The 3,312-nt window shown below is 73.3% G+C and carries 1 pseudogene; it reads left to right on the plus strand.

Going from position 1 to position 3,312, the window contains the following annotated elements:
• Positions 1 to 22 precede the first annotated feature (22 nt).
• Positions 23 to 3,312: pseudogene (locus IG74_RS50610) on the plus strand (SDR family NAD(P)-dependent oxidoreductase); the annotation flags it as partial.

Consider the following 3,312-nt stretch of genomic DNA (forward strand, 5'->3'; position numbering starts at 1 on the left):
CTGGCTGGACGCCAACACGTCCATGGATGCCGGGTACTGGTACCGCAACCTCCGCCAGACGGTCCTGTTCGAGCACGCCACCCGAGGCCTCCTCGCCGAAGGACACGGCCTGTTCCTGGAGATGAGCCCCCACCCGGTGCTCACGGTCCCCGTCCAGGCGACGATCGACGCCACGGACAGCCCGGCTGCCACTCTCGGCTCCCTCCGCCGTGACGAAGGCGGCGCCGACCGCCTCACGGCATCCCTCGCCGAAGCCCACGTCCATGGCGCCGAGTTGGACTGGAAGGCCCTCCTCCCCGGCGCGCGCATCATCGCCGACCTGCCCACGTACGCCTTCCAGCGGCAGCACTACTGGCCCGAGTTCGCGACCGCCGACGACGCCGAGCCCGCCGTCGCCGTGGACGAGGTCGAGGCGCGCTTCTGGGAGGCCGTCGAGCGCGAGGACCTGGAGCAGCTGGCGGCCGAGCTGGAGGTGGCGGACGGCTCCGCCGCCGAACTCGGCGCCGTGCTCCCGGTGCTGTCGTCGTGGCGGGCCGGTGCTGAGGTCGTTGAACTGTGCGTCACGGATGCGGAGTTGACGCGTGAGGCGCTGGCTGCCCGGGTGCGTGGTGTTGCTGGTGCGGAGTTCGCTGGTGTGGTGTCGCTGCTTGGTTTCGAGGAGTCGGCGCATGCGGAGTATGTGGGTGTGCCGGTGGGGCTGGCCGGGACCGTGGCGTTGGTGCAGGCTCTTGGTGACGCGGGTGTCGGGGCGCGGTTGTGGTCCGTGACCCGGGGTGCGGTGTCGACTGGTCGCAGTGATCGGGTGGAGAGTCCGGCGCAGGCCCAGTTGTGGGGTCTCGGCCGGGTCGTGGCCCTGGAGTACCCGGACCGCTGGGGCGGTCTCATCGATCTGCCGCAGTCGTACGACACCCGGGCGGGCGCGCGGTTCACGGCCGCCCTCGCGGGAGTCGACGGCGAGGACCAGCTCGCCGTGCGCGGCACCGGCGTCGTCGTACGCCGCCTCGTACGGTCCGAGCCGACCGAGCAGGCCAAGCAGGCCAAGCAGTGGGCACCGCGCGGCACCGCACTGATCACCGGTGGTACGGGTGCGATCGGCGGGCACGTGGCCCGCTGGCTGGCCCGCGAAGGCGCCGAGCACCTGGTGCTCACCAGCCGTCGCGGCCCGGACGCCCCTGGTGCTGCCGAACTCCGTGCCGAACTGGAGGAGTTGGGTGCGGCAGTCACCTTCGCGGCCTGCGACGTGGCCGACCGCGATGCCGTCGTACGACTCCTGGACGAGCTGACGTCGGCGGGGCACACCCTGCGCTCCGTGTTCCACACGGCGGGCGTCGGGCAGACGCAGCCCCTCGACGACATGTCCGCCGCCGACATCGCGGAGGTGTTCGGCGCGAAGACGGCGGGCGCCGCGCACCTGGACGAGCTTCTGGACTCCGCAGAGCTCGACGCCTTCGTGCTCTTCTCGTCGAACTCCGGTGTGTGGGGCGGCGGCGGTCAGGGCGCCTACGCGGCCGCCAACGCCTACCTCGACGCGCTCGCCGAGGCCCGGCGCACGCGCGGCCTCACCGCGACCTCCGTGGCCTGGGGCCTGTGGGCCGGTGGCGGCATGGCCGGGGACGAGGGCGCGGAGCACCTGCGCCGCCGCGGCCTGGCCGCGATGGCGCCGGAGCGGGCGATCGCCGCGCTCGCCCGGGCAGTGGCGCACGACGAGACGTTCCTGGCCGTGGCCGACCTGGACTGGGAGCGGTTCGCGCCCTCGTTCACCTCGGCACGGCCCAGCGCCCTCATCAGCGACCTGCCGGAGGTGCGGCGCGCGCTCGCCGAGCCCGAGGGCACGCGGTCCGGCGCGGACGAGCAGGGCGCTCCGGGCTCCGCGTGGGCCGAGCGGCTCGCCGGTCTCGCAACGGCGGAGCAGGAGCGTCAGCTCCTCGACCTCGTACGCGGACAGGCTGCCTCGGTCCTCGGCTACGCGGGTGCGGAAGCGGTCGAGCCGACGCGGGCCTTCCGCGAGCTGGGCTTCGACTCGCTGACGGCGGTCGAGGTCCGCAACCGCATCGCGACGGCCACCGGCCTGAGCGTGCCGCGGGCGTTGACGACGACCCGATCGCGATCGTCTCGATGAGCTGCCGCTACCCCGGCGGAGTCGCCAGCCCCGAAGCCCTGTGGCGGCTGCTCGCCGAGGGTCAGGACGCGATGTCCGAGTTCCCCGGCGGCCGCGGCTGGGACCTCGAGGCCCTCTACGACGCCGACCCTGAGAACCGGGGCACCAGCTACGCCCGCCAGGGCGGATTCCTCTACGACGCCGACCAGTTCGACCCCGTCTTCTTCGGCATCTCGCCGCGCGAGGCCCTCGCCATGGACCCGCAGCAGCGGCTGCTCCTGGAGACCTCCTGGGAGCTGTTCGAGCGCGCGGGCATCGATCCTTCGACCCTGCACGGCAGCCAGGCGGGCGTGTTCGTCGGCGCGTCCTCGCAGGGCTACGGCTCCGGCCTGCGGCAGACCCCCGAGGGCGTGGAGGGCTACCTGCTGGCGGGCGGCGCGACGAGCGTCATCTCCGGCCGCCTCGCCTACTCGTTCGGCCTCGAAGGCCCGGCGGTGACCGTCGACACGGCCTGCTCGTCCTCGCTCGTCGCGATGCACCTGGCCGCGCAGGCACTGCGCCAGGGCGAGTGCGACCTCGCGCTCGCCGGCGGCGTGACCGTCATGTCCAACCCCGGCGCCTTCATCGAGTTCAGCCGCCAGCGCGGCCTGGCCGCCGACGGCCGCTGCAAGGCGTTCGCCGAGGCGGCGGACGGCACCGGCTGGGGCGAAGGCGTGGGCCTGCTGCTCCTGGAGCGCCTGTCGGACGCCCGCCGCAAGGGCCACGAAGTCCTGGCTGTCGTACGGGGCTCCGCCGTCAACCAGGACGGCGCCAGCAACGGCCTCACCGCCCCCAACGGCCCCTCCCAGCAGCGCGTCATCCGCGCCGCCCTGGCCAACGCGGGCATCGGCCACACCCAGTCCGCCGCCGGTGTCGCCGGCGTCATCAAGATGGTCATGGCCATGCGCGAGGGTGTGCTTCCGCAGACGCTCCACGTCGACCGACCGAGCACGCATGTGGATTGGTCGGCGGGTGCTGTTGAGCTGCTTACGGAGTCCCGCGAGTGGGCCGAGCGCGCGGACGTCCCGCGCCGCGCGGGAGTCTCCTCCTTCGGCGTGAGTGGCACGAAGCTGCTCTCGGGGCGTGCTGTGCATGAGCATCGGGCGGTGGTCTTCGGCCGGGAGCGGGGCGATTTCCTGCGCGGCCTTGAGGTGCCGGTGTCGTCGGGTTCGGTG

It is taken from the genome of Streptomyces sp. NRRL B-1347 (assembly GCF_000720325.1).
Lineage (GTDB): Bacteria > Actinomycetota > Actinomycetes > Streptomycetales > Streptomycetaceae > Streptomyces.